Consider the following 23,919-nt stretch of genomic DNA (forward strand, 5'->3'; position numbering starts at 1 on the left):
GTTTTGTGAATTGATAACGCTTACACATGAGGAGTGAATCAAATAAGTCAATGGTTCGGGGTATTTCAAAAATTCGGGAAGGCGCTCATGGTAGCAGTCGCGCTCTTGCCGGCGGCCGGTATTTTACTTGGTCTCGGCGCGGCGCTAACAGGTCCGCTTGCAGAAAGTTGGACGTTTTTACAGAACGGGACGGTCGAAGCGATCAGTGCCGGGATGCTTCAAATCGGGTTGAGTATCTTCGCCAACTTGCCAATCATCTTTGCGATTGGCGTCGCGGTTGGTCTGTCCGGCGGGTCGGGAATTGCGGCACTTGCCGCACTCGTCGGCTACGTCATCATGAACACGACGATTTCGATTGCCCTTGGGATCACACCGGAAATGGCGGCTGAGAGCGGGGAGTACGGCATGTTGCTCGGTATCCCGTCACTTGAGACGGGTGTGCTCGGTGGGATCGCGGTCGGCTTGCTTGCGGTCTGGGTGTATAAAAAATTCCACACGTTCAACCCGCCAGAGATGCTCGGCTTTTTCGCCGGAGATCGTTCGGTCGGTATCGTCATGGTATTCTTCTCCATCTTGCTCGGTTTCTTTATGATGCTCATTTGGCCGCCGATTCAGACCGGCCTCACAGCGATGGCGAATGTCATCGCGAGTGATGCGACGAATCCGGCTTACGTCGGGTTATACGGAATGCTCGAACGGTTATTGATTCCGACCGGATTACATCACATCTGGTACGCACCGTTCTTATGGACGTCACTTAGCGGCACGGCGACGGTTAGCGGTTCGATTTTGAGCGGGGACCAATATATTTTCCTCGCTCAAATCGCAGAAGGTGTCGACGTGACGGCCGGACGCTTTATGGCCGGCAAGTTCCCGATCGTCATGTTCGGTCTTCTTGGAGCGGCGTTCGCCATGTACCGTCAGGCCGACCCGGACAAGCGTCCCGTCGTGCGTGGCCTCTTGCTCGCAGCGGCAGGGACGGCGTTCTTGACCGGGATCACCGAACCGATCGAGTTCACGTTCTTATTCATTGCACCACTTCTTTACGTCGTGCATAGTGTGTTGACAGGGGTGTCGTTTGCGCTCATGTACGCTCTTGACGCCCATATCGGCTGGGCCGGTGGCTCGGGATTGATTGACTATGTCTTGGTGAATGTGTTGCCAGGGACGCCGCGCTGGTGGATGAACCTCGTCGTTGGGGCCGGATTCTTCTTCGTCTATTACGGCATCTTCACGTTCGCGATTAAAAAATGGAACTTGGCGACGCCGGGCCGAGGGGGACAAGAGACGAAACTGTTTACCCGCAAAGACTACAATGAAAAGAAATCAGGAAAGACATCAATCCAAACGACGGCACTTGCCATTCAAGAGGCGCTCGGTGGCCGTGACAACATCATCGATATCGATGCCTGTTTCACACGTCTCCGTGTCGAATTGAAAGATGTGTCCCAAATCGATGAGGACGAGTTGAAGGCACTCGGGGCAGCCGGGGTCGTGAAAGTGAAAAATAACATCCAGGCCATCTTTGGAGGACGCTCGGATTTGTACAAGAATGAGTTGCTCAAACTGCATAAAGAGATGGACCAAGCGAATTGAAAAAAGAGCTCAACCGATTTACGGTTGGGCTCTTTGTCCGAGATGAGAAGGTTAGTTCGTAACCGACGAGGCACGATAAAATTGAGCGCCTTTGATGAGTGTCGAAGCGACGAGACCGATAGCGAGTGGCAGCGTGATGATGCCAATCCCTTGCTCGGTGACGATCATTTTGCCTTCCTCATAATAGCCTTTCAAGTAGAACAGCCCTGAACCGATCGTCTCGTTCAGTTCGAGCGTCGAGACGTTAAGGTACACCATGATAGCGAACAATGAGATGACACTGATTGAGACAAATAATTTTGAAAACGATAGCTTGGTTATGCGAACGCTCCTTTACATGTAGCAATATGGACTCATATTACCATATAAAGACAATTCTTACATGAGGCCAAAGCATCGATTTGATTATCGATACCGGTTCCATAACCGCTCCGCCTGCTCTCGCATCATCTCCCGCAGTTCAGTCGGCTCGACGACCTCGACTTCCGCCCCGGCCGCGAGCAATTGCCGCGACAAGAACGGGAGCTCGGCCTCCGGCACGTCCCACTCATTTTTTTCGGTGATATCGGGTAATACGTCTTCAAGCAGACGGCGGCCGAGCGAGGTAAGATTGAGCCGAACGGTCACGCCGGTTCGTTCGTCACTCGCCTCGAGGAGCGTCGCCAAATCGTCCGCTTCGAATGTCTCTTCGAGAAGGTGTATCGCTTCAATCCGGTCGATTCGATATTGACGCAGGCCGTACTCCGAGAGACCGTACACGTACCATTTCAAGTCGAGGAGCGCCATCCCGACCGGTGCGACGGTGAACGTGCGTGATCCTTTCGTCGTCGCATACGTCATCTCGATGTTGCGCCGTTGCTCGACCGCCTGAAACACGTCTTTCGTGAACGGCGCCGGTGGGACGGTCTGATTCCCGAGCCAGAGGATGTTCTTTTCGAGCCGAGCGATTTTCGTCTCGAGGTCATGTGGCAATTCGTTGACATACCAGTCCGACAGCGTGTCCCGCATATCCCCGAACGGCACGTCCGGAATCTGTTCCATCCATTTGAGTGTGAGATACAAAGCGACCGCTTCCTGTTCCCGGAGCTGGAGCGGTGGCAAGAGCCGATTCGGCAACATCTCATAACCGCCACCCGCGCCGGGGACGCTCCAAATCGGATAGCCGAGTTCTTCGAGTGTCAGCATATCGCGCTGAATCGTCCGGACCGAGGCACCCGTCTCAAGAGCGAGTTCGTCCGCCGTGAAGCGTCGTCCCCGGTTCAACAATCGAATTAAGTACAGATGTCGTTTTTTCATCTTATCCATTCCCGTCATGTTTTGTCGTGTTTATCAAGTAAGCTGAATGTATCACGAATCAAGGAGGAATTCATCATGGCAAACGTCGTCTTATATATCGCGACAAGTTTGGATGGAAAGATTGCGCGCACGAACGACCAGCTCGACTGGTTGTTCGAAGTCGTTGGGGAAGGGGACAACGGCTACGCCGACTTCTTCCAAACGGTCGGGGCAGTCATCATGGGACGGAAGACGTATGAGGAAGTGCTCGTGCTTGAGCCGGACGGTTACCCGTACGACAAGATTCCGAACTATATTTTGACGCGGAGCCCGGACCGGGAAGCTGAGCACGTCACGTTCACCGATGAGCCGATCGAACAGCTCATTGAACGATTAAAGCAAGACATCGACGGGGACATTTGGATTGTCGGGGGAGGCGAAATCATCAAGGCGGCGATGGCGCACGACTTGATCGACAGCTATGAGATTGCCATCGCTCCGGTCGTATTAGGTGAGGGGATTCCGCTCTTCCCGGAAGGCACGAAAGAGACGAAGTTGAAACTGACGAGCCAACGCGCGTCCGGACAGTTCGTCATGGTGACGTACGAGCGGTAAATAAAAAAGCCGACCTTTGAAAGCGTCGACTTGGTGTATCAAAACGTCATGTGTTCGAAGAATTGCATGTGACGTTTCATCATTTCGTGCGTTATGTAAAATTAACAAGAAACGTGATCACGACAAATGACAGGCCGACCAAGACGAATGCGTATCCTAAGACTTTTGGTTTAAAACAGGATAAAAACAAACTGAACAAGATTTCAGTTCCGTCTGTCGGTGCGCCGGTCTCTCCAGACTTTGTCTGATCTTTTGACTTGATGAGCAATACGCCAAAGAAGACAAAGGGGATTGCCGCAATCAAAGAATCAAGGATGTTACTCATTCGATTTTACCTCGTCTCTCATCATCTAGAATGGATTTCTAATCGTGAAAAGTATACCATCTCTTTCGCTCTAGGAATCTAACCTAGAAGAAAGATAAATTGCGTGATCAATAAACAAGGCCGAGTTCACGATGAACTCGGCCTCTTCTTATACATGCTTTCTTTGGAACGCGGCAATCGCTTCATACTCTTCCGCGAGATGACGCGAGAGTCGGATATAGATCGGGAGCAGCTCCCGGTAAATCGTGGTCGCTTCATGATTTGGTGCATGTTCGTGCGTCACTTGCGGCACGGCCGTGAAGTCGTCGATGTCCCCGAACGCATACTCCCCAAGCATGACGGCCCCAAGACACGAGCTCTCATGACTCTCCGGCACGACGACCGGCGTATCGAAGATGTCGGCCATCATCTGGCGCCACAGGCTCGACTGGGCGAAGCCGCCCGTCGCGTGAATCCGGTTCGGCGCACCCGTCAACTCATCGAGTGCCAGCATGACCGTATACAAGTTGAAAATGACACCTTCTAACACCGAGCGGATGAAATGCTCGCGCTTGTGGTGGATACTCAAGCCGAAGAACGAACCGCGTGCGTTCGAGTCCCAGAGCGGGGCCCGTTCGCCCATCAAGTACGGATGGAACAACAGGCCGTCCGAGCCCGGTTTGACCGTCTCGGCGATGCGCGTCAACACATCATAGGCATCCATCCCGAGCCGTTTCGCCGTCTCGACCTCGCTCGCCGCGAACTCGTCGCGGAGCCAGCGAAGGATGATGCCGCCGTTATTGACCGGCCCGCCGATGACCCAATGCTTGTCGGTCAAGGCGTAACAGAAGATACGTCCTTTCGGGTCCTCGACCGGTTCCCGGACGACCGTGCGGATGGCACCGCTCGTCCCGATCGTGACGGCGACGACGCCTTGCTCGAACGCCCCAACACCGAGGTTCGACAACACCCCGTCACTCGCCCCGATGACGAGCGGGAAGTCCCAGCCAAGCGTCTCAACAACATCCGGTTTAAGCGTCAAGATCTCGGTCGTCGGCACGAGCTCGGACAGTTGCTCCGGTGTGACTCCGGCGACGTCGAGCGCCTCCGCATCCCAGGCGCATTCCTTCAAATTGAACAGCCCGGTCGCTGATGCGATTGAGTGGTCGATGACGAAACGACCGGTCAGGCGATAGAAGACGTACTCTTTGATGGAGACGAACTTGGTCGCCTGCTGGAACACGTCCGGATGCTCATGTTTCAGCCAACGCAGCTTCGAGAGTGGCGCCATCGGATGGACCGGTGTGCCGGTACGCATATGGAGCGCACTCGCATCAAAGTTCCGTTTGATCTCTTGCGTATACGGGTTGGCCCGGCTGTCGGCCCACGTGATGCTGTGGGTGAGCGGGCGACCTGACGCATCGAGCGCGATCAGGCTGTGCATCGCCGAGCTGAACGAGGCGAAGCGGACCGGACCGTCGGCTTTGGCGCGAACGGCGGAAATCGCCTCGAGCACGGCCCCGTAGATGACGACCGGGTCTTGCTCGGCCGTCTCCGTGTCCGGGGTGAGAAGCGGGTACAACACGTTATGTACCGCGAGTTGTTGCTGGTTATGGAACAGGACGGCTTTCGTACTCGTCGTCCCGATATCGACGCCAATCGTGTACACACACATCACTTCCTAACTTAAATGATAAACAAGCTGATCAAGAAGACGACCGCGAAGCCGGTCAATCCGATAATCGTTTCCATGACGGTCCACGACTTGAGCGTGTCTTTCACATCCAAACCGAAGTAGCGGTTGACGAGCCAGAAACCTGAGTCGTTGACGTGCGAGAGTACCGTCGCACCCGAGGCGATTGAGATAACGATGAGGCCGAGCGCGGCACCGGTGATATTTTGAAGTTCGAGAAGCGGCGTGATGAGTCCTGCCGCCGTGACCATCGAGACGGTCGCCGAACCTTGGGCGACACGGACGACGGCCGCAATCAAGAAGGCGAGCACAATCGCCGGGAGTGCTGAACCGGCCATCATTTCTCCGAGCACGTCACCGACACCTGAGTCGATCAATACTTGTTTGAACACGCCACCGGCACCCGTGACAAGGATGATAATCCCGGCCGGTTCGAGTGCTTTCGTCGCAATCTCTTGCACTTCGTCACGCGTATAGCCGCGGCGTGTGCCGAGGAAGATGAACGTGAGGAGTGTCGCGAGCGTCAAGGCGACGAACGGGTGACCCATGAACGTGAAGAAAGTGCGGATGCCGTTGCCTTCTTCAAGCAAGACGGCGGACAACGTGTTGGCGAGAATCAACACGAGCGGAATCGAGATGAGCGAGACAATCATCTTGAAGCTCGGCAGTTCTTTCGACGTATCAATCTCTTCGAACTCCATATAGTCCGGGATAGTGACGTGAATTTTTTTGGCGATATACTTCGCAAAAACCGGTCCGGCGAGAATTGTTGCCGGAATTCCTGCGATGACCCCGAACAAGATGACCCATCCGAGCTCGGCACCAATCAAATTGGCGACGGCAATCGGACCCGGCGTCGGCGGGATGAAGCTGTGCGTGACGGCGAGACCCGCGAGGAGCGGAATCCCGTAGTACAAGAGCGAGCGGCCCGTCTTTTTGGCGAGGCCATAAACGATTGGAACGAGAATGATGAAGCCGACATCGAAGAAGACCGGGACGGCGACAATAAAGCCGGTGAGAGCAAGTGCCCATTGCGCCTTGTCTTCTCCAAACTTATTGACGAGCGTCTGGGCGAGGCGTTCCGCACCACCCGAGACTTCTAACATCTTCCCGAACATAGCACCGAGACCGACGACGACGGCGACGAAGCCGAGCGTGCCGCCCATCCCGTTCTGGATCGAGGCGATGACGTCCCCGAGCGGCATACCGGCCGCGACCCCGACGAGCAGACTGACGAGGAGAAGTGAGACGAAGGCGTGGAGCTTCGTCCGCATGACTAAGAATAAGAGCAAGAAAATCCCTGCGACTGCGATTAAAATGAGTGTCGAACCCGACATATGTATTTCCCCCTTTACCGTATGTGTAACCGTTTACAAATATTTACAAAGGAAAAGGCCACCCCTGACCTTTTCCTTGCGGTTATTTCTTGACGACCGCGTGGCCCCCGAACTCGTTTCGGAGCGCGGCGACGACTTTCCCTGAGAACGTGTCGTCCTCGAGCGAGCGGTAGCGCATCATGAGCGACATGGCGATGACCGGGGCCGCCGCCTGTAGCTCGAGCGCCGTCTCGACCGTCCATTTTCCTTCCCCTGAGGAATGCATGACGCCGCGGATGTCGTCGAGCTTCGCGTCTTTCGAGAACGCGTTCTCGGTCAACTCCATCAACCATGAGCGGACGACCGATCCGTGGTTCCAGACGCGGGCGACCTGTTCGTAATCGTAATCGAACGGGCTCTTCTCCAAGATGTCGAACCCTTCGGCGATCGCCTGCATCATGCCGTATTCGATGCCGTTATGGATCATCTTCAAGAAGTGGCCGCTGCCGGCCGGTCCCGTATACAAGTAGCCGTTCTCGACCGAGAGATCTTTGAAGATCGGTTCGATCGTCGGCCAGGCGTCGGCGTCACCACCGACCATCGTGCAGGCGCCGTTGCGGGCACCTTCTGTGCCGCCGCTCGTCCCGCAGTCGAAGAAGGCGATGCCTTTGGCGCTGAACTGTTCGGCGCGTGCGACCGACAGCTTGTAGTTCGAGTTCCCACCATCGATGACGATGTCACCCGGCTCGAGCTTCTCAAGCAGTTCTGCCAGTACAGCCTCAGTGATGTCACCGGCCGGCACCATCGCCCAGACGACGCGTGGTGTCTCGAGCGAGTTGACGACGTCCTCAAGCGTCGGCACGATCTCAAACTTCGATGTCGCCTCGACGTTCCCGGCGTCCGTCCCGACGACGTTGTGACCGTGGTCGCTCAAGTTGAGCGCCAAGTTGTATCCCATCTTGCCTAATCCAATCAAACCGATTTGCATATCGTCACCTCTAAATCGAATTTTTTTCCATCTCTCCACTATAATATCAAATTAAATTCGATTTACAAGTCGAATGACGGAATTTTTTTCGAAGAACAAAAAAAAGCGTCCCGACCTAACGTGTAGGCGGGACGAGAATCAGACACTTTTCTTATACGGATACAGGAACGAGTCGAGCTCTTCGGCCGGCATCGGCTTGTTGTAATAGTAGCCTTGTGCCTGGTTGCAATCCTCGGCCTTGAGGAAGGCGACCTGTGCTTTCGTCTCGACCCCTTCGGCGATGACGTTCAGCCCGAGCTCGTGCGCCATCCGGATGATCGTCTTGACGAGGGCGGCGTCCTTCGAATCGGTCTCGATGTTTTTCGTGAAGTGTTGGTCGATTTTCAGCGTGTCAATCGGGAACAGCTTCAAGTAGCTGAGAGACGAGTAGCCGGTGCCAAAGTCGTCGATCGACAAGTGGACGCCGAGGGCGACGAGTTCCTCCATCGTCTCGATGGCACTTTGCGCGCTCTGGATGACGGTCTCGGTCAACTCAAGCTCGAGATATTCCGGTGCGAGTCCGGACGCCTCGAGCGCCTGGCTGACGATATCCGGCAAATCTTTTTGCGCGAACTGGAGTGCCGAGATGTTGACGGCAACGCGGAATGGTTCGACGCCCGCATCCTGCCACGCCTTGTTCTGCCGGCACGCCTCATTCAAGACGTACTCGCCGAGACGATGGATGCTGCCGGTCTCTTCGGCGATCGGGATGAACTCGGCCGGGGAGATCATGCCGAGCTCGGGGTGGGTCCAACGCACGAGTGCCTCGACGCCGATGAGCACCTCGGTCTCGAGGTGCACTTGCGGCTGATAATGAATCGAGAACTCGCCGCGGCCGATGCCTTTCCGGAGCGCCATCGCGAGCTGTGACTTGCGCGCGACAGACTCGTTCATGTCTTTCGTGAAGAACTGGAAGCCGTTCTTGCCGTCCTCTTTCGCTCGATACATGGCGATGTCGGCGTTCTTCAATAAGTCACCGGCCGTCCGCCCGTCGGACGGATAGAGGCTAATGCCAATCGATAGGCTCGTGAACACGTCCTCACTTTCGAGCAAGAACGGTTGGTTCAACGCGTTCGTAATCTGTTGGGCGCGGTGGGCGGCAAGGTTACTGCCAGTGTTCGGCGACAGGATGACGAACTCGTCCCCGCCGAGACGGGCGAGCGTGTCGCTCTTAGTAATCGTCGTCAACAGCCGGTCCGTCACTTGGCGCAAGAAGACGTCGCCTGATGAGTGGCCGAACCGGTCGTTGATGACCTTGAAGTTGTCGAGGTCAATGTAAAACAACGAGAATGTCGACTCGCTGCCTTGGGAAAGCAAGGCGTCGAGCCGGTCGTTGAACAGGCGGCGGTTCGGTAGGCCGGTCAGCGTGTCCAAATAGACGAGGTCGTTAATTTGTTCCTCGATTTGCTTCCGTTCACTAATATCTCGGATGATGCTGCTGAAGAAGAGACCTTTCTCCGTCTCCCACGTGCCGAGTGACATCTCGAACGGGAACTCGGTCCCGTCTTTTCGCAAGCCGACGAGCTCGACCGTACGGCCGATGACGTTTGCTTCGCGCGTCTCGCGATAGCGTTTCATGCCTTGTTCGTGTGCGACTTTAAAGCGCTCGGGCATGATGAGCGTGATCGATTCCCCGAGCACCTCGCTTGCAGCATATCCGAATAGGCGCTCGGCCCCGTGGTTCCATTGCACGATGCGCCGTTCGGCATCCGCGACGATGATGGCATCGTTCGCCGACTCGATGACGGACTGGAACTTCGTTTCGAGTTCGATGGACTGACGCTCGAGCTGCTTCTCATTGCGAAGCGAGATCAGCATCAGTACGAACAGCGTTGTGACACTGCCACCAATCCAAAAGGCGAGGAGCGTGCTGTCCATCGAGAAGCCAGTCAGTACTTGTGGCGTCGCGAGCGGAGTGAATTCGGCCGCACCCATGCCGATATAGTGCATCCCCGATACGGCGAGCCCAATCAACAGTGAACAGACGAGCTTCCGCCAATGGAACCGTGACACGTCCGGGAGCGAGAATAACAGATAGAGCCCGACGAGCGAGGCGACGAACGCGACGACGGCCGATAATAGCCACATGAACGGATCGAACGTCAATACGGCGTTCATCTGCATCGCTTCCATGCCGACGTAATGCATCGACACGATGCCGATACTGATGAAGACGGCGCTGATGACGAGATCGCGCGGTCGCGCCGTCTGTCGGCTGACGATATAGAAGGCGAACCCGGACGAGACGATGGCTGGAATGATCGAGGCGATGACGATACCGATATGGTAGGACACATCGGCCTCTAGATGGAAGGCCAACATCCCGATGAAATGCATCGCCCAAATGCCGAGCCCGAGACTGAGGGCACCGGCGCTCACCCAACGGATGCGCGACACCCGTTCGGCATACTTGAGCCGACTGCTAATATCGAGCGAGACGAATGCCGAGAAGACGGCGACGGCGATGGATAACAAGACGAGGGGAAGACTGTATGTACTATGGAGATGGTGTTCGATGGGGACCAAACCTTTCTTTAATAATATCGGGACAAATGGACGAAAACGGACAGTTTCTCAAAAATGAGCTTTCCTAGCGTAGCATATTTGTCTTGACGTGAAGGGAATATTTTCCACGGTGGGTCAATAGTTTGGCACATTAGAAGGATAAACCTATTATCAGCAGACATTGAAATCATATAAACGAAAAACCGTCCCGCTTCATGATTGAGAGGGACGGTCAAACATATGAAAAACGGGGTGGGTTAAAGGGAATCGAACGTCTTGAATATTTTGTCCACGACATTGTCAGCCGTGACATCCATCAAGGGGATTTGTTTACTGACGATATGTTGCACGCCCCAGTAATGACGATCGCTACTTTCTTGATTAATGGGAGTGATACGAGAATAACCATTGTCCAACTCAATGTTCATCAAATCAGCATTGCGTAATGGATAATAGAATCTCCAATGGTTTGACGGAGAGCACCCTTTCCCCCAGCTCTGCATCGTTTCATTGTCATATACAAATTTGGACAATCGAATACAAGGAAGCTGACTTTCTTTCAACTCTAATTCCTCATCATACAACTCAATCTCCATGACATATAACGGTCCGTCCCGCCATTCATTTTCAAACTCATTATGGTCTTTGTTTTGAAAGATAAGAATAAAATCACCGATGAACCAACCAGCAAAATCATTGTCTGATTTGTAGCGTAGAAACTTATCGACGACACTGACGTAATGACTTTTCTCCGGGGCGATAGTTTTCGTGTAGTCCATTAATTTATGTATGTTCTCGTATGTGTTATAGACGACATGGAAGGCGTTTCTTACGTTCTCAGTTGAATTCATAATATAGCTCCTTGTTGATTAGGGTATCGTTTTTAAAATCGATTGTTACTTTATTGGTTGAAATGTTGAAGTTGAATAATTGGTCTGAATGGATGAATGGTGCTCCGTTGATGTCCATATTGATAAAGTCCTCAAACCCTTTTCTCGTCAACAACTCGATTAAATCTTGGATGATAATCTGTTGAAACTGATCTAATCCATTTAATTGTTTTAATTCATGCAAAAAATCTTGCCAAGAAATGAACCCTAATTCGACACCGTTTTCAATTAACTTTCTATTGGACTCTTTGGAATCTCCAATATCATCTTTTACAGCCTTACACATTTGTCGATCCGCAATGAAGAGAAGCACCTTCTCCTTGTTAGTGCCTTTACGTGCAACAATCCGAGATTCCCTTGCGAGTTGGTGTTTACTTAATGTATACGAGCCATCGTCAGCATCATCCACTGAAGAGAGGCCGCTAATAAATTTCACCTCAATTCCGATAATGGTGTCATCAAAAGTGAGTAGAGCATCTAGCTCACCTTCTTGGTCATATGGCCAAAATTCAATCTTATTTGCCCAAAAGTCGTCAGTGACTCCTTTGATGATTGATTCGACATTCGATGATTGAACTGAATTCGCTAATACTTTTCCAAGTCCGTCTGAAAAGGGAAGATAGCGTAGAGCACCGAAGACATTGCCTGTTAAATTGTCTTCTAAGCGTTCTGATAAGTTTGAACCGGTACGACTGACTTTTCCTTTAATCTCAGCTAACACAAACCGACCTCCTGATTATTGAATTATGTAAGAATACATACAGTTATTCGTTAGAAGTAATTTTTTTCCTTTTCAAATCAACATCAACACTTCGTTGAAAATAAAATTGAAGGTCAGTCTTTGATTGCGGAATTTTTTTCGAAACGGTATCGTAAAAAGAAAAAGGGTGAGACATATGGAATCGATGAACGGCCTGGCCCGCATCCGTGGCGCCTATACGACACTCGGCAAGAAAGAGCAACGCATCGCCGATTATATCTTGAAGCAGCCTGAACGCATCATCCACCATACAATCAATCAAGTCGCCGACGACCTCGACGTCGCCGAGTCGACCGTGTTCCGTTTCTGTCAGCGCGTCGGCTTCAAAGGCTATCAGGCGCTGAAAATCGCGCTCGCCACCGACGTTGTCGCACCGCTCCAAGACATTCATGAGGACATCTCGCAAGAAGACACGCCGCTTGAAATCGCGGAGAAGATCTTCACGTCGAACGTGAAGACACTCGAGGCGACACGACAAATCTTGGATGGGGCCTCACTCGACGAGGCTGTCGCGCTTCTCTTGTCGGCCCGTCGCATCGAATTCTTTGGGAGCGGGGGTTCGGCCGTTATCGCGCTCGACGCGTATCATAAGTTCGTCCGGAGCGGATTGTTCGTCACGGCGAACTTGGAGTCGCATATGCAGCTCATGTCGGCGTCACAGCTGACGATCGACGACGTCGCCGTTCTCATCTCGCACTCGGGCGCCTCGAAAGACACGCTCGATGTGGCAAAGGTGTTGAACGAGCGCGGGGTGCCGACAATCGCCATCACAAACTATGCGAAGTCACCGCTCTCAAAACTTTGTGACGTCGCCCTCTATACCGTGTCGCAAGAGACGGAGTTCCGCTCTGAGGCGCTCGCCTCGCGCATCGCTGAGCTCAGCCTGATTGACGCCTTGTTCACCGTCGTCATGATGCGGCGCGGGGAAGAGGGCAGAGAATCGCTCCAAAAAATGCGTGAAGCCATCTCGCTTCGACGCATGTGAACTGGCTGGCCATTCGGTCAGCTTTTTTTCATGCAAGGATTATAAATAGGCAAATCGTGGAATTACTATAGACAGATTGATTTTTGTCTATACAGAGAGGAACCACCGATATGAACAACCTTGAATTCTTGACGACCGAACACTATGACGTGTTCAAACAGTTGGCCCAGCGTCTGAACAATCCTGGTGACGTCAAGAAAGAGTATTTCTCCGCCTTATACGTGATTGCCGGGAATGAGCGGGTGCGTAACCTCCTCTTGCCGTACATGGACCTCGAGCAAGGGAAAATCAGCACGGCGACAATCATCGACGACAATACGTTCGAGAAGCAGGACTTCATCCTCGTCAAACTCGTCATCCATTTGTACAACAATAAAGAATGGGTGCTCCCGACCGAGTTGATCAGTCTGCCACAAGACGACTATCAATTGGCCATGCAGGCGATCACGCTCTGCCGCGACGAACAGTTCGACGACGTCACCATACCCAAATGAATGGACCTGTCCCGCAGCTGTCGGGACAGGTTATTCGTCTAACTGAAGGAGGACACGCCATGTCTGTGAATACGACGATGCTCGCCATCGTGCTCGTCCTGATGGTGTCGATGATTGCCGCCCCGTTCCTGTTCGTCTTCTATTTATGGCGCAAGGACCGCCATCAGCGTGAGCACTCCGTCCTCCGCAACTTCCCGATTCTCGGCAAGGTACGCTACATCTTGGAGAAGGTCGGGCCCGAGATGCGCCAATACTTGTTCTTGAACGACAACGAGGCGAAACCGTTCTCGCGAAACGACTATGAGGCGGCCGTTATTTCCGGGAAATATAAGTCGCGCATTATCGGGTTCGGCTCGGAGCGAGACTTCGAGCGGGGCGGGTTCTATCTGCAGAACGTGCTCTATCCGACGAACCGGAACGAGCTCCGCATCGATAACAGCGAGACCGTGACGACGCATCTCTATCAAGTCGAGGAGGACAATCTGTTCACGCGGAAAGAGCGGATTGTCGAACGCGACGTCGGACCGTACTTATTGACAGAAGAGGACAGCATCGTCATCGGGAAACAGACGTGTCGGGAGCCGTTCTATGTCCGCGGTCTCGTCGGTCAGTCGGCGATGAGTTTTGGTTCGCTCGGCGAGAACGCCATCACGGCGCTGTCGATTGGACTCGGTCGGGCCAAAGGGACGTGGATGAATACCGGCGAGGGTGGACTGTCGGACCATCATTTGAAAGGCGGGGTCGACCTCATCTGTCAAATCGGACCGGCGCTGTTCGGCGTCCGGACCGAGGACGGTTCGTTCTCGGACGCGGCGTTCAAAGCGAAGAGTGAGATTCCGCAAGTGCGTGCCTTTGAGTTGAAGCTCGCCCAAGGTGCGAAGACGAGGGGTGGCCATATCGATGGCGCGAAAGTGACCGAAGAGATCGCCCGTATCCGGAACGTCAAAGTTGGCGTCACAATCGACAGCCCGAACCGGTTCTCTGAGTTCAAGACGGACCGAGAACTGCTCAGCTTCATCGAACGGCTGCGAGACATCGGCGGCAAACCCGTCGGCATCAAGCTCGTCATCGGACGCCTCGCAGACGTCGAGGCGCTCGTTCAAGAGATGGCTTCTTCCGGACAGCATCCCGATTTCATCACGGTCGACGGCGGGGAAGGCGGGACCGGGGCGACATACCAAGAGCTCGCGGATTCGGTCGGTCTGCCGTTGAAGGCGGCGCTCCCGTATGTGCATCAATTGCTCGTCGAATATGGACTCCGTGACCGTATCACGTTGTTCGCTTCCGGCAAACTCGTCACGGCAGACAAAATCGCCGTCGCGCTCGCGCTCGGGGCCGACTGCGTCAATATCGCTCGGGGCCTCATGTTCAACGTCGGCTGCATCCAGGCGCAAGTGTGCCATACGAACCGATGCCCGGTCGGCGTGGCGACCACCGACCCGAAACTGCAGCACGCCCTCGTCGTCGACGAGAAGAGTTACCGCGTGACGAACTATATCATCTCGCTCCGCGAAGGGCTCTATAACATGACGGCCGCGGCCGGCCTCGATACGCCGACGAAGCTGTCGCTCGAGCATGTCGCTTACAAGTATCCCGACGGTCGGGTGAAGCGGGGCGAGGAATTATTCGATGGACAGGCGAAAGACGGATGACCGCGGTCATCCGTCTTGTTGTGTGAGCTGTTGGAACAGTTTGGCATAGAGCCCCATCCCGATGAGCGCCGACAGCAAGATGAGCGTGAACACGGCGTACGGGGGGACGAAACCTGAGACGAGCACCGTCACCGGCGCCAAGAACTTGCCGATCGTGTTTTGGAGCGTATCGGCCGCGAGGTATTGGCCGCGTGACTCGGCCGGTGCGTAGCGGCTGATGAAACTCTGGCTGACCGAGGAGCGAATCAACTCGCCGAACGTGAACACGGTCGTGACGACGAGCAAGTACCAAATGTTCGACGAGAAGGCGACGAGGAACGTCCCGAAGCCGGCGAGGAACGTCGACAGCAGGAAGACGCGCCGTTCGTCCCACGCCCGGAACACGCGTGTGACCGGCATGATGAAGACGACGAACAAGAGCCCGTTATAGGCGACGAGCCAACCGAACAGGACCGTGTTCGAGACGTCGAACGTGGCCGGGGCCTGTTCAATCAAGTAGACCGGTAAATACACGTCGAGCTGCATGATTGGGATCAAAGCGAACACGCCGGCAATCAAATAGAGGCGGAACAAGGGATCGCGCAGAATCGTCGCATACGAACGCCCTTGGGTGCGGAATGTTTTGGCGACCGTCTTCTCAGGTGAGGCCGGTCGTGTCTCATGGGTGAGCGCCGCGAGCAGCACCCCGTACCCGAACAGGACGACGGCGCAGCCGAGGAGGAGCGCCTGTCGATGCTCGAAGAAGAGGACTGCCCCGAGGATGGGACCGAGCACGGCGCCGATATTGTTCGACGCCATGAACGTCGCGAACACGTCCCGCAAATGTTCGGTCGGCACGAGGTCGGCGACCATGGCCGAGCTGGCCGGTTTATAGACGGCACCCATGAAACCGATGCCGATATACGTGATGTAATCGATGTAGGCGTTCGTCGACAAGGCGAAGGCGAGGAACAAGATCCCTTGCGCGAACGTCCCGACGAGCATGACGGGACGACGTCCGATCTCGTCCGCGAGCGAACCGCCAATCAAACTGCCGATTAGAAGGAACAGCGGCGGTACGGCCATGAGCAGACCGGCCAGCTCGACGCCGAGTGTTCGGGCGAAATAGACGGTAATGAACGGGAAGTACATCCAAAACAACAGATTGAACAGACCTTCACCGAACAAGCGGACCTTCAGATTGAGGTCCCAGCGGTACGATTCCATCGTTGTGCTCCTTTCAAGAGTCTATCTTTACTGTAGGGAGTCCAGCTGAGAAAGAATAGACTTATGTTGCGGGATTTGCTAAGCTAAAAATAGAAAAAGCGAATATATAGGCGCTTGTTTGCGCTGTTACATAAACCGAACGTAAGTTCTTATTCTTGAATGGAGCGGTCACTTTCCCGAGCGGAGAGTGACCGCTTTTTGTTTTCCCGAGGAACAGTAACTCTCGCTAATACTTCATAATATGAATTGTTTCCATCGCGCTAGAACGGGAAAATATAAAGACAGACATCAACGGAGCGGAGCGAAATTGTCAGATGAAGCGGAGTGCACAAAGGGGATGTGGGTATGAACGGGTTGAATCGATTCATATTGGTCATCACTGGCATCGTCGGGTTGGTGAGCGTGGTGGTGTTGTTGCTCGGCATTTATGACGTCCCGCGACTCAGTCCTTATTGGGAGCGTTGGCAAAACCAAGAAGAGTACGTCTACACCGTGCTCGCTCTATCGATTTTCCTCGGGGTCGTCTTCCTCATCATGCTCGTGACTGGCTTGGTGGCCAAGTCGAATACGGGGCGTTACACGATTCAGACGGGGGAAGGGCGGATCACGATTTCGACCGAGACGATCGAGAAGATGGTGTATGAGTCGTTGAAGCCGTTCCAAGGGGTGCGGGCGCCGGACGTCAACGTTGACATCGATTCGAAGCGAGACAGCGTGCGCGTCCACATCGACTGTTCCGTTTTCAATCGACAAGGGTTGCCGACGCTCGGCAAAGAGATTCAGACGCATGTGAAAGAGCGTCTTGAGTCATTGCTCGAAGTGCCGGTGACGGACGTGTCACTGAACATTCAAGATACGAAGCGGCAGACGTCAGAACGAGTCGTATAAGGAGGTGCTGTGATGGATACGAAAACGATATTGTTTCCTTATCGCTTCCGTCTAATCGGAATCGTCGTCGGGGTGGTCATTGCGGTGCTGTTCCTGACGATTGGCTTCGGACAGACGGTATTGATCGTGACATTGGCACTGGTCGGTTTCTTAATCGGGAAATGGGGCGATGGGGCGCTCCACGTAAACGAGTGGGTAGAATTTTTCATACGGAAGCAGCGGCGCTGAATCGATACAAAGGAGTGAGCGGTCATGCAAGACGAAAACATGAGCCTCCCGACGAATGTGGTGGATGGCGGGCGGCACAATAAACTGACGTTCGAGGAGCAGGTCATCAAGAAAATCGCCGGACTCGCCACGGGGGAAGTGCAAGGCATCCTGTCGATGAGCGGTGGCTTCATGAGCGGATTCACGGACCGGTTTCGGAGCACCGAAGACATCACGAAAGGCATTGACGCTGAGATTGGGGAGCATCAAGTCGCGCTCGATTTACGTGTCATCGTCGAATACGGCAAAAGCATACCGGGCATCTTTGACGACACTGTTTTGAAAATCAAAAAGGCGATGGCCGACATGACTGGTCTCGAGGTCGTCGAAGTGAACATGCACGTCGAAGACGTCATGACACGTGAAGAGTTCGATGTGAAACGGAAGACGGTCGAAGAAGTGGGCGAACCGAGTCGTGACCTTGTCTGATATGCGGGCAGTCCTTTTCCACAGGACTGTCTTTTTTATGCCGCCTCGCGGACAGGCTCGAGCGATTAACTCGTTTTAGGAAGGGGAACACCTAACTGTTGATTATCTAAGGAGGGATTCGATGAAAGCCTTATTCTTGAACTGTTCGTTGAAAGGCGAGGGCACGACCTCGCACACGGAAGGGCTCATGAAAGATATCATTCCACACTTCGACAAACTCGGGGTCGACTCGGAGATCGTCCGTGTCGTCGACTACAACGTCGCGTTCGGAGTAACAGAAGATGAAGGGGGCGGTGACGAGTGGCCGCAAATTTTCGAGAAAGTGAAGGCGGCCGATATCCTCATCATCGGGACACCGCTTTGGCTCGGTGAGAAGAGCAGCGTCGCGACGCAAGTCATCGAGCGGCTATACGGAGGAAGCGCCTTAACGAACGATAAAGGCCAGACCATCTATTACAACAAAGTCGGCGGTGTCGTCGTGACAGGGAACGAGGACGGGGCGAAACATGCCTGTGCGTCCATCTTGTACGGGCTATCCCATATCGGCTTCACTGTCCCGCCGAACGTCGACACGTATTGGGTCGGTGAGGCCGGTCCGGGCGACTCATACATCGAGGCCGGCCGCGACAACGCCTTCACGAAAAAGAACGGTCGTGTCATGGCGTACAACCTCTACCATTTCGCGAACCTATTGAAGCAGACGCCAATCCCGGCGGAAGGCAACGTCATGGAGTGACGGACAGCGCGACAGCCCCTAGACATCTAGGGGCTGTTCACATTAGAACCTTGATTGGAGCTCGATCTTGCGGAACTCTTTCAGCAATAAAATCGAGATGTCGTCGATGAAATGATCCCCGACCCAGCATGGTTCAAAGTGGAGCCAATTAGAATACGAGTCCGGCTGGAGAATCAGAATCCCGTTCGACAGCCAGGCCGTTCGCGCCCGGGTCGCTACACCGTCAATATAAAACATGACGTAAATATCTTTCATTTCATGCAAATAAGTCACGTGCATCTCGACGCCGCGGCCATCCTCACACGTTCGTTTCAGCTTGAGCATGTGAATGCGGGTGTGGACCAGAGCGTATGCCTCACATAAGAAGTACCCGCCATGCTCGAACGCATAGAACGCTTGGGCGACGAGTTTGTCAAAACATGCCTCCATGTCCTGCCAGTTATGATTCCGTCTCCGGAACACGGGCCTGTCTCCTGGTTCATAAAGCTCTTTCGGGATGTAGACGTTATAGTCGTGAAGTTTACGCATCATGCCGGCTCCTTCTGTGTCACAAGATATGCTGCTCTTTCATCATACGCCTGCTGAAACGAAAAGAGTTTTACAGAAATTAGTACATTCAATCGCCAAATGTATAGAAATCCCATTCATATCAACGTTTGTTCGCATCGAGACGAGCGGATAACTGTCACAGTACAAAAAAACGTCGCCCGAGTTCGACTCGACCGACGCTTACCCCGATTATTTTTTCTCCACCGCATGCCCGCCAAATTCATTCCGCAACGCAGCGACGACTTTCCCAGAGAACGTGTCCTCTTCGAGTGAGCGCTGCCGCATCATGAGCGACATCGCGATGACCGGCGCCGGTACCCCATACTCGAGCGCCGTCTCGACCGTCCATTTTCCTTCACCCGACGCATGCATGACCCCTTTAATCTCGTCGAGCTTCGCGTCCTTATGGAATGCGCTCTCGGTCAACTCCATCAGCCACGAGCGAACGACCGATCCGTGGTTCCAGACGCGGGCGACTTGCTCGTGGTCGTACTCGAACGGACTCTTCTCGAGAATCTCGAACCCTTCGGCGATCGCTTGCATCATGCCGTACTCAATCCCGTTATGAATCATCTTCAAGAAGTGACCACTGCCACTCGGTCCGGCATACAAATAGCCGTTGTCCGTCGACACGTCGTGGAACAGTTCCTCGATTTTGCCGAACGCCTCTAAATCTCCACCGATCATCGTGCAGGCGCCATGGCGTGCCCCTTCCATGCCGCCACTCGTCCCGACGTCGAAGAAGTAGATGAGCTTATCTTTGAAGTGCTCGGCCCGCCGCATCGATTCCTTATAGTTCGAGTTGCCACCGTCGATGACGATATCCCCCGGTGATAAAAGCGCGTGTAGGTCGTTCAACACGTGCTCGGTCACGTCACCCGCCGGCACCATTACCCAGAGGACGCGCGGCGCCTTCAGCCCGTCGACGACTTCTTGGAGTGACTGCTTCGTCTCGAACTGGCTCGTCGATACGTTGCCCGGGTCGTAGCCGAGCACGCGGTGTCCACTGTCCGTCAAGTTGAGCGCCAAGTTCAATCCCATCTTTCCAAGTCCGATCATCCCTAATTCCATATCGGTTCACCCCGTTCGTTGTAGTGGTTTCCTTATAAGGGTTACCCGAAATGGATGGACTTCAAAAGAGGGGCTTCACTTCATCGATGCGGTAAGCGAGGATTGATCCGACCTTCACCTGCTTACCGTCACTTAAGTTCACAAAGTCATTGAGCGGGCTCGCATCCTTCAACGTCTTCTCGAACGTGAAAGCGGCCTCGTGAATCGAACCTCCATACACGATAAACGAACAAGGCTCTTCTTTCTCTAAAAAGCACGTGACGACATAACGCATCTGCCGATTCCTCCAACCAATTAATGGATTTTTATTTACATTTTCATTACGAACAAGACAATTATTACAAAAAATCATCCATTTGTCTCATAAAGGTTTTTGAATATAAGGAAACAGACCTAAAAAACAGCACATTCGACTAAATATTGACATGATTTCGCATAGACTCTGTCCGAGAAGTAGGACCTTATACATATGAGGGCAAGTTGAGAACGGTTTCAACATTACAAAATCGTGGTATCCTTACGAAGGAATGTTTCTGGAATGCTAAACTATTCATAGGGGAAACCCGATATTTAAAAACGAATGAATATTTCGACAACAAATCGCATTAATTTCCCTTTTTTATAAAAAATAACGGTGTCGAAATGTTTTGCATGATAAAATTAAACCTGGTCTTATTCATTAAAAGGTTCGAGAAAGGTGCTATGTCATGGAAGAGCAAAAGAAAAAGAGAGTCAAGAAACGCCGGAGGAAGAATTCACCCGTCAAGCGCATCGCGATTATCGCGGGAATCGTAGTAGGGCTGTTCCTGCTCATCGGAGTCGGAGTGGCGACATATTTATATAATCAAGTTGATTCGACCGTCGAACGGTTGAACGAGTCGACAGGCCTCAGCCCGGAACGAATGACGACGGAAGCCATCAACGACAAGAAGCCGATCTCGGTCCTTCTCCTCGGCGTCGACCGTCGTGCCGACGAGCAAGGTCGCAGCGACTCAATCATCGTCATGACGCTCAACCCGAACACGGATCAAAGCGCGATGCTCAGCATCCCGCGTGACACGAAGACGGAGATCGTCGGCAAAGACACGTCTGATAAGATCAACCATGCCTACGCATTCGGTGGAGCCGAGATGGCGCTCGACACGGTCGAGAACTTGCTCGACATTCCGATCGATTACGTGGCCGAAGTCGACATGAAGGGCTTCCAAGACACGGTCGATCTTCTCGGCGGCGTCAACGTGACGAACAACTTGGCGTTCACGTCAGGTGAGCATACGTTCGAACCGGGTGCACTCACGCTCAACGGTTCAGAGGCGCTCGCGTACACACGCATGCGCTATGATGACCCGAGCGGGGATTTCGGTCGCCAGGAGCGCCAACGTGACGTCATCACGGCGCTCGTCAATAAAGGCAAAGACGACTTCTCGATCTCGAAATTCAACAACATGCTCGACGTGCTCGGCAACAACGCCAAGACGAACATGACGTTCAAAGACATTCGGACACTATCGAGCGACTATATGGCTGCTTTCAAAAACCAGGACGTCCTTCGCCTCGAAGGAACGGGCGGGAAAGAAGGCGACGGTATCTATTACTGGAACCCGGACGCCACTTCACTCGAAGACGTGAAGTCGTATCTCGGACAATTGATGGAACAGTGACGGTTCGCCTCATCCAAATTCGGATGGGGCGTTTTAATATGTGCGATAATAAGAAGAAAAGGGGTGACCCGAGTGCTCGACCGCCTGATCCGTCTCGTCATCGACGTCCGCCATCGGTTCAAGGACCACCATATCAACGACTATAGCGCGACGCTCGCGTTCTTTTGGTTTCTCGCCATCTTCCCGACGTTCGTCCTCTTGTTCGCCGTCATGGCGTGGTTCGGCATCGACGACGCCTTGTTGATCGAACAGATCGAGATTCTCATTCCGGGTTCGAGCGTGCGGGACATGCTGTCGATCGTCTATGACGTCAGCGGCAACATCAACGCCGGCCTCGTCTCCATCGGGGCCATCATCGCCGTCTGGTCGGCATCGAACGGGACGGCCCGCCTCGTCAAGCTGACCGTGTTCGCCTACGGGGAGACGGAGGCTCGGAGCTACGTCGTCCGTCGCCTGATCGGTTTGCTCACGCTCATCGCCTTCAGCGTCGGTGCCGTCATCTTGATCGTGTTTCATATCTTTGGCCGTGAGTTTGTCGAGCTCATGTATACGTGGTTCCCGCGGCTCGAGGACTTCGACCGGCTGGCGACACTCACCCGGTATACGGTGTCGACCGTCATCCTCATCTTCGCGTTCTCGCTGTTCTATAAAATTGCCCCGCAGCAACGCGTCCGTTTCATCGAGACGCTCCCGGGTGCCATCTTCGCCGTCATCTCCTGGCAGATGCTGTCGACGGGTTACAGCATCTACGTCGACCAGTTCTCGATGTTTGGCGATACGTACGGGACGATCGGCATCGTCATTTTGCTCCAGATTTGGCTCTACTTGACGGCTGCGACGATGTTGCTCGGTGCTGAAATCAACGCGGCTTGGCCTGACCATATGCGGCGCACACGTTATAAGACACATTTCCCATGAAAATTGAAAAGATATGGTTAGCATTTTTTGACAACGTGCTATAATACAACACGTGAAGCGGGAATTATATCCATATCTAACGATTTTGAAAGCAGGTGCACGCATGGCGAGACATAAGAAGAAATCACGCTGGAAAAAAGTGTTGGCGATCACGCTCGGCGTCCTGACGATTTTCCTCGTCGCCGGGGGTCTGTTCGTCTGGTCGATGTACCGGGACGTCAACGAGACGGTGACGAAAGTGAACGACAATCTCGAGATCAGTCCGGAACGGAAACAAGTCGAGACGATTGAACAGAAGGAATCGGTATCGGTGTTGTTACTTGGGATTGACCGCCGAGACGGGGAGCAGGGACGGAGTGATTCAATCATCGTCATGACGCTCAACCCGACGACGGACGAAGGCGCGATGCTCAGCATCCCGCGCGATACGAAGACAGAAATCGTTGGCAAAGGCATGAACGATAAAATCAACCATGCCTATGCGTTCGGTGGGGCCGAGATGGCGATGAATACGGTCGAAGGGTTACTCGATATCCCGATCGATTACGTCGTCGAGGCGGACATGGAGGCGTTCACCGAGGTGGTCGACGCGCTCGGTGGCATCACGGTAGAGAACAGTTTCGCATTCTCGTCGGACGGCTACAACTATCCGATTGGACAGGTCGATTTGAACGGTGCCTCGGCGTTGTCATACGCCCGGATGCGTTATGACGATCCGAACGGTGACTTCGGTCGGCAGGAACGGCAACGCGCCGTCGTCGCGGCCATCGTCGAGAAGGGACGTTCTGACTTCTCGGTCGACAAAGTGACGAAGCTACTCGACGTCGCCGGCAACAGGGCCAAGACGAACATCGAGTTCAATGAGCTCGTGACGTTGTCGACGGACTATATGAAGGCGTTCCGCAACGCCAGCACGCTCCGAATCGAAGGGTCGGGCGGTCTCGAGTCAGACGGTATTTATTACTGGAACCCGGATGCGGCCTCGCTCGCTGATGTCCAAACTGAGCTGCAGCGCTTGATGAACTAAGCCATTCCTCATGGGATGGCTTTTTTGCGTTTGAAAAAACGGCATCGGTGGGACT

At 53.7% G+C, this 23,919-nt stretch carries 24 protein-coding genes; 12 read left to right on the forward strand and 12 right to left on the reverse strand.

Annotated features, from left to right (window positions below; all coding sequences use genetic code 11):
- Positions 1–33 precede the first annotated feature (33 nt).
- The gene (locus tag M467_RS21575) at positions 34–1,596 is read left to right on the forward strand and encodes a PTS transporter subunit EIIC (protein ID WP_235045165.1); all 1,563 of its coding nucleotides are present in this window, start codon (positions 34–36) and stop codon (positions 1,594–1,596) included.
- A gap of 51 nt (positions 1,597–1,647) precedes the next feature.
- Here the strand turns inward: M467_RS21575 and M467_RS21580 are convergent, their stop codons facing one another.
- Both M467_RS21580 and M467_RS21585 read right to left on the reverse strand, forming a co-directional pair.
- A complete protein-coding gene (locus M467_RS21580; RefSeq protein ID WP_021066245.1) occupies positions 1,648–1,866 on the reverse strand; it encodes a hypothetical protein in 219 nt (72 codons plus the stop codon).
- A 135-nt stretch (positions 1,867–2,001) separates the two neighbouring features.
- Positions 2,002–2,892, reverse strand: a complete 891-nt coding sequence (locus M467_RS21585; RefSeq protein ID WP_021066246.1) for a helix-turn-helix transcriptional regulator — start codon at positions 2,890–2,892, stop codon at positions 2,002–2,004.
- Between the two features lie 75 nt (positions 2,893–2,967).
- Between M467_RS21585 and M467_RS21590 the strand changes: the two genes are divergently transcribed.
- Positions 2,968–3,486, forward strand: coding sequence for a dihydrofolate reductase family protein (locus tag M467_RS21590; RefSeq protein WP_021066247.1), 519 nt, complete (start codon positions 2,968–2,970; stop codon positions 3,484–3,486).
- Positions 3,487–3,959: 473 nt separating this feature from the next.
- On the opposite strand, the gene gntK is transcribed toward M467_RS21590, so the two are convergent.
- The 6 genes from gntK to M467_RS31830 form a co-directional block, all read right to left on the reverse strand.
- A complete protein-coding gene (gntK, locus tag M467_RS21600) occupies positions 3,960–5,459 on the reverse strand; it encodes a gluconokinase (protein WP_021066249.1) in 1,500 nt (499 codons plus the stop codon).
- A gap of 17 nt (positions 5,460–5,476) precedes the next feature.
- Positions 5,477–6,820 (reverse strand): GntT/GntP/DsdX family permease, encoded by a 1,344-nt coding sequence (locus M467_RS21605; RefSeq protein WP_021066250.1) that lies wholly within the window; start codon positions 6,818–6,820, stop codon positions 5,477–5,479.
- A gap of 82 nt (positions 6,821–6,902) precedes the next feature.
- Positions 6,903–7,787 (reverse strand): phosphogluconate dehydrogenase (NAD(+)-dependent, decarboxylating), encoded by an 885-nt coding sequence (gene gnd, locus M467_RS21610; protein ID WP_021066251.1) that lies wholly within the window; start codon positions 7,785–7,787, stop codon positions 6,903–6,905.
- A gap of 138 nt (positions 7,788–7,925) precedes the next feature.
- Positions 7,926–10,352 carry a bifunctional diguanylate cyclase/phosphodiesterase gene (locus tag M467_RS21615; protein ID WP_021066252.1) on the reverse strand — a complete coding sequence of 809 codons (2,427 nt, stop codon included), beginning with the start codon at positions 10,350–10,352 and terminating at the stop codon, positions 7,926–7,928.
- A gap of 236 nt (positions 10,353–10,588) precedes the next feature.
- Positions 10,589–11,182 carry a hypothetical protein gene (locus tag M467_RS21620; RefSeq protein ID WP_021066253.1) on the reverse strand — a complete coding sequence of 198 codons (594 nt, stop codon included), beginning with the start codon at positions 11,180–11,182 and terminating at the stop codon, positions 10,589–10,591.
- Positions 11,169–11,942, reverse strand: a complete 774-nt coding sequence (locus M467_RS31830) for a hypothetical protein (RefSeq protein ID WP_021066254.1) — start codon at positions 11,940–11,942, stop codon at positions 11,169–11,171. The genes M467_RS21620 and M467_RS31830 overlap by 14 nt, the downstream gene beginning before the upstream one ends.
- A gap of 175 nt (positions 11,943–12,117) precedes the next feature.
- On the opposite strand from M467_RS31830, the gene M467_RS21630 reads away from it, so the two are divergent.
- The 3 genes from M467_RS21630 to M467_RS21640 all read left to right on the forward strand — a co-directional run bounded on the left by M467_RS21630 (position 12,118) and on the right by M467_RS21640 (position 15,112).
- Positions 12,118–12,966, forward strand: a complete 849-nt coding sequence (locus tag M467_RS21630) for a MurR/RpiR family transcriptional regulator (RefSeq protein ID WP_021066255.1) — start codon at positions 12,118–12,120, stop codon at positions 12,964–12,966.
- Between the two features lie 110 nt (positions 12,967–13,076).
- Positions 13,077–13,460 carry a hypothetical protein gene (locus M467_RS21635; protein ID WP_021066256.1) on the forward strand — a complete coding sequence of 128 codons (384 nt, stop codon included), beginning with the start codon at positions 13,077–13,079 and terminating at the stop codon, positions 13,458–13,460.
- Positions 13,461–13,519: 59 nt separating this feature from the next.
- Positions 13,520–15,112 (forward strand): FMN-binding glutamate synthase family protein, encoded by a 1,593-nt coding sequence (locus tag M467_RS21640; protein ID WP_021066257.1) that lies wholly within the window; start codon positions 13,520–13,522, stop codon positions 15,110–15,112.
- A gap of 6 nt (positions 15,113–15,118) precedes the next feature.
- Here the strand turns inward: M467_RS21640 and M467_RS21645 are convergent, their stop codons facing one another.
- A complete protein-coding gene (locus M467_RS21645; protein ID WP_021066258.1) occupies positions 15,119–16,318 on the reverse strand; it encodes an MDR family MFS transporter in 1,200 nt (399 codons plus the stop codon).
- Positions 16,319–16,663: 345 nt separating this feature from the next.
- Between M467_RS21645 and amaP the strand changes: the two genes are divergently transcribed.
- The 4 genes from amaP to M467_RS21665 all read left to right on the forward strand — a co-directional run bounded on the left by amaP (position 16,664) and on the right by M467_RS21665 (position 18,638).
- The gene (gene amaP, locus M467_RS21650) at positions 16,664–17,206 is read left to right on the forward strand and encodes an alkaline shock response membrane anchor protein AmaP (protein WP_021066259.1); all 543 of its coding nucleotides are present in this window, start codon (positions 16,664–16,666) and stop codon (positions 17,204–17,206) included.
- A gap of 12 nt (positions 17,207–17,218) precedes the next feature.
- Positions 17,219–17,434 (forward strand): DUF2273 domain-containing protein, encoded by a 216-nt coding sequence (locus M467_RS21655; protein ID WP_021066260.1) that lies wholly within the window; start codon positions 17,219–17,221, stop codon positions 17,432–17,434.
- Positions 17,435–17,458: 24 nt separating this feature from the next.
- Positions 17,459–17,902, forward strand: a complete 444-nt coding sequence (locus M467_RS21660) for an Asp23/Gls24 family envelope stress response protein (protein WP_021066261.1) — start codon at positions 17,459–17,461, stop codon at positions 17,900–17,902.
- A 121-nt stretch (positions 17,903–18,023) separates the two neighbouring features.
- Positions 18,024–18,638, forward strand: a complete 615-nt coding sequence (locus M467_RS21665) for a flavodoxin family protein (RefSeq protein WP_021066262.1) — start codon at positions 18,024–18,026, stop codon at positions 18,636–18,638.
- Between the two features lie 42 nt (positions 18,639–18,680).
- Here the strand turns inward: M467_RS21665 and M467_RS21670 are convergent, their stop codons facing one another.
- From M467_RS21670 to M467_RS21680, 3 genes are all read right to left on the reverse strand, one after another.
- Positions 18,681–19,166 (reverse strand): hypothetical protein, encoded by a 486-nt coding sequence (locus M467_RS21670; protein WP_158406023.1) that lies wholly within the window; start codon positions 19,164–19,166, stop codon positions 18,681–18,683.
- A 210-nt stretch (positions 19,167–19,376) separates the two neighbouring features.
- A complete protein-coding gene (gene gnd, locus M467_RS21675) occupies positions 19,377–20,258 on the reverse strand; it encodes a phosphogluconate dehydrogenase (NAD(+)-dependent, decarboxylating) (RefSeq protein WP_021066264.1) in 882 nt (293 codons plus the stop codon).
- Between the two features lie 61 nt (positions 20,259–20,319).
- Positions 20,320–20,532, reverse strand: a complete 213-nt coding sequence (locus M467_RS21680) for a hypothetical protein (protein ID WP_021066265.1) — start codon at positions 20,530–20,532, stop codon at positions 20,320–20,322.
- Positions 20,533–20,965: 433 nt separating this feature from the next.
- Here M467_RS21680 and M467_RS21685 point away from each other — a divergent pair, with 433 nt between their 5' ends.
- The 3 genes from M467_RS21685 (at position 20,966) to M467_RS21695 (ending at position 23,864) form a co-directional block, all read left to right on the forward strand.
- The gene (locus M467_RS21685) at positions 20,966–21,919 is read left to right on the forward strand and encodes an LCP family glycopolymer transferase (RefSeq protein ID WP_021066266.1); all 954 of its coding nucleotides are present in this window, start codon (positions 20,966–20,968) and stop codon (positions 21,917–21,919) included.
- A gap of 63 nt (positions 21,920–21,982) precedes the next feature.
- Complete coding sequence (locus M467_RS21690; RefSeq protein WP_235045166.1) at positions 21,983–22,837, forward strand: YihY/virulence factor BrkB family protein; 855 nt, start codon at positions 21,983–21,985, stop codon at positions 22,835–22,837.
- A gap of 103 nt (positions 22,838–22,940) precedes the next feature.
- Positions 22,941–23,864 (forward strand): LCP family glycopolymer transferase, encoded by a 924-nt coding sequence (locus M467_RS21695; RefSeq protein WP_021066268.1) that lies wholly within the window; start codon positions 22,941–22,943, stop codon positions 23,862–23,864.
- The last annotated feature ends 55 nt before the right edge of the window (positions 23,865–23,919 follow it).

It is taken from the genome of Exiguobacterium chiriqhucha RW-2 (assembly GCF_000416965.1).
In the GTDB taxonomy this organism is placed as follows: domain Bacteria; phylum Bacillota; class Bacilli; order Exiguobacteriales; family Exiguobacteriaceae; genus Exiguobacterium; species Exiguobacterium chiriqhucha.

What these genes read in the sequence shown, in the direction of transcription:
- gnd (WP_021066251.1), bottom strand. Translation starts at nt 7,787, where the DNA reads ATGCAAATCGGTTTGATTGGATTAGGCAAGATGGGATACAACTTGGCG.
- M467_RS21645 (WP_021066258.1), bottom strand. Translation starts at nt 16,318, where the DNA reads ATGGAATCGTACCGCTGGGACCTCAATCTGAAGGTCCGCTTGTTCGGT.
- M467_RS21605 (WP_021066250.1), bottom strand. Translation starts at nt 6,820, where the DNA reads ATGTCGGGTTCGACACTCATTTTAATCGCAGTCGCAGGGATTTTCTTG.
- M467_RS21680 (WP_021066265.1), bottom strand. Translation starts at nt 20,532, where the DNA reads ATGCGTTATGTCGTCACGTGCTTTTTAGAGAAAGAAGAGCCTTGTTCG.
- gnd (WP_021066264.1), bottom strand. Translation starts at nt 20,258, where the DNA reads ATGGAATTAGGGATGATCGGACTTGGAAAGATGGGATTGAACTTGGCG.
- M467_RS21590 (WP_021066247.1), top strand. Translation starts at nt 2,968, where the DNA reads ATGGCAAACGTCGTCTTATATATCGCGACAAGTTTGGATGGAAAGATT.
- M467_RS21695 (WP_021066268.1), top strand. Translation starts at nt 22,941, where the DNA reads ATGGCGAGACATAAGAAGAAATCACGCTGGAAAAAAGTGTTGGCGATC.
- amaP (WP_021066259.1), top strand. Translation starts at nt 16,664, where the DNA reads ATGAACGGGTTGAATCGATTCATATTGGTCATCACTGGCATCGTCGGG.
- M467_RS21585 (WP_021066246.1), bottom strand. Translation starts at nt 2,892, where the DNA reads ATGAAAAAACGACATCTGTACTTAATTCGATTGTTGAACCGGGGACGA.
- M467_RS21665 (WP_021066262.1), top strand. Translation starts at nt 18,024, where the DNA reads ATGAAAGCCTTATTCTTGAACTGTTCGTTGAAAGGCGAGGGCACGACC.
- M467_RS21640 (WP_021066257.1), top strand. Translation starts at nt 13,520, where the DNA reads ATGTCTGTGAATACGACGATGCTCGCCATCGTGCTCGTCCTGATGGTG.
- M467_RS21655 (WP_021066260.1), top strand. Translation starts at nt 17,219, where the DNA reads ATGGATACGAAAACGATATTGTTTCCTTATCGCTTCCGTCTAATCGGA.
- M467_RS21630 (WP_021066255.1), top strand. Translation starts at nt 12,118, where the DNA reads ATGGAATCGATGAACGGCCTGGCCCGCATCCGTGGCGCCTATACGACA.
- M467_RS21685 (WP_021066266.1), top strand. Translation starts at nt 20,966, where the DNA reads ATGGAAGAGCAAAAGAAAAAGAGAGTCAAGAAACGCCGGAGGAAGAAT.
- M467_RS21670 (WP_158406023.1), bottom strand. Translation starts at nt 19,166, where the DNA reads ATGCGTAAACTTCACGACTATAACGTCTACATCCCGAAAGAGCTTTAT.
- M467_RS21635 (WP_021066256.1), top strand. Translation starts at nt 13,077, where the DNA reads ATGAACAACCTTGAATTCTTGACGACCGAACACTATGACGTGTTCAAA.
- M467_RS21660 (WP_021066261.1), top strand. Translation starts at nt 17,459, where the DNA reads ATGCAAGACGAAAACATGAGCCTCCCGACGAATGTGGTGGATGGCGGG.
- M467_RS21620 (WP_021066253.1), bottom strand. Translation starts at nt 11,182, where the DNA reads ATGAATTCAACTGAGAACGTAAGAAACGCCTTCCATGTCGTCTATAAC.